Source organism: Streptomyces sp. UNOB3_S3 (genome assembly GCF_020740895.1).
Classification (GTDB): Bacteria; Actinomycetota; Actinomycetes; order Streptomycetales; family Streptomycetaceae; genus Streptomyces.
This window is the reverse complement of sequence record NZ_JAILXP010000675.1, coordinates 1-1,534: the sequence shown is the minus strand read 5'-3', so window position 1 is coordinate 1,534 and position 1,534 is coordinate 1. Positions and strand designations below refer to the sequence as shown.

The 1,534-nt window shown below is 78.5% G+C and carries 1 protein-coding gene; it reads right to left on the bottom strand.

Annotated features, from left to right (window positions below):
* Positions 1-1,534, bottom strand: a 1,534-nt coding sequence (locus tag K6I33_RS34935; RefSeq protein WP_229358813.1) for an FUSC family protein, incomplete at both ends; no start/stop codon positions are given.

Below are 1,534 nucleotides of genomic sequence, written 5' to 3'. Positions count from 1 at the left end.
GCGCCTCGGCCGCGCGGAGGGCGTCGTCGGCCACGCGGTCGGCCAGGAAGGTCAGTTCGGCGGCGGCTTCGGGCGAGAGCGGGGTGGCCCCGAGGGCGGATCCGTACCGCAGGAGCATCAGTTCACCGCCGCGCAGCATGTGGTAGCCGGCCAGCATGGCGATCTCCCACGGCGGGTCGGTGGTGCGCCTCGGCAGGCGTTCGCCCCGGTACTGGCAGTACGAGGCCTCGGTCAGGAGCATGGCCGCGCGGACCGCGCGCAGGGGATCGGCGGGTGCGGGGCGGCCGCAGAGGAGGTCCGTGACGCCCCGGCACCCGGCGGCGCCGGCGGCCAGGAAGTCGGCGACGGTGCGGCGCAGTTCGCCCCCGGCGCCGCGCGGCCAGGCGAGCAGGCTCGCGAGGACGCCGATCGCGCCGCCGACGAGGACGTCGACGAGGCGCACGGCGGACAGCTGCCACTGCGGGGTGGAGAGCTGGGCGAACATCAGCACGATGACGACCGTGAACGTCCCCTGCCCCCACGCGGGCCCGAGCAGCGTGGCCACGGTGAGGCCGACGAGGAGGACGACGGGCAGCGCGGCCGCGTAGAACAGGGGGACGTCACCGACGACGCGGAGCGCGAGGGCGGCGAGCACGGCCCCCGCGGTCGTACCGGTGATGGCGGGGCGCAGAGCGGCCCGGGTGTCGGACGCCGAGGTGCGCATGAGGCTCAGGGTGGCCAGGAGGACCCAGAAGCCGTGCGGGAGGCCGAGGGCACCGACCAGGAGCCGGGCGCCGGCCATGGCCGCGGCGACCCGGAGGGCGTTGCGGAAGTGGACCGAGCGGAGCGTCAGGTGCAGCCGCATCCGGTGCCACCACAGCTCGGGGGCGGGCACGGTGGCGTACCAGAACGGTCCGTCGCGCTCCGCCCCGGCCGTGGCGGGGCGGGCGCCCAGGGCGATCCGCGACGCTCGGGTGGCCAGCCGCGCGCCCTCGGCGGCGGACCGGACGACGGCGTCGCGGCGGAGTCGCTCGGGAGCGGCGCCGGGGAGCCCGTCCGCGCGGACGGCGTCGAAGGCGACGAGCGCGCGGCGCAGCTCGTCGCCCTCGCCGTCGCCGTCGCCGTCGGGAGGCGGGGTGCCGTCGGTCAGACCGGTGGCGACGGGGCGCAGGGCGGTGGCGGTGCGCTCCAACAGGGCGGTGGCGGCGGGCTCGCCGGACCCGGTGGGTCCGCCGTGGGCGCGGTAGAGGCGGTCGAGCTGGTCGTGGACGTGCCGGACGGCCGCACGGGTGTGCATGAGGGCCCGGTCCCGGGCGGACGGCGAGGTGGGGCGCTCGGCGGGCGGTATCCGGGAGGTACGTGCCCCCTCGAGTGCCCGGTCGGCGGCGGGCCGGACGTCCTCGCCGCCGCGCGCGGCGGCGGCGCAGCTGTCGGCCACGGCGGCCGTCGCGCGGCCGAGCCGCTCCCGGTACGGGACGGGCGGGGGCTCCCGCCAGCCCAGGCCGTCCAGCAGCCGGTCGACGGCGGCGGTGAGCAGGATGCCGGCGGTCAGCCC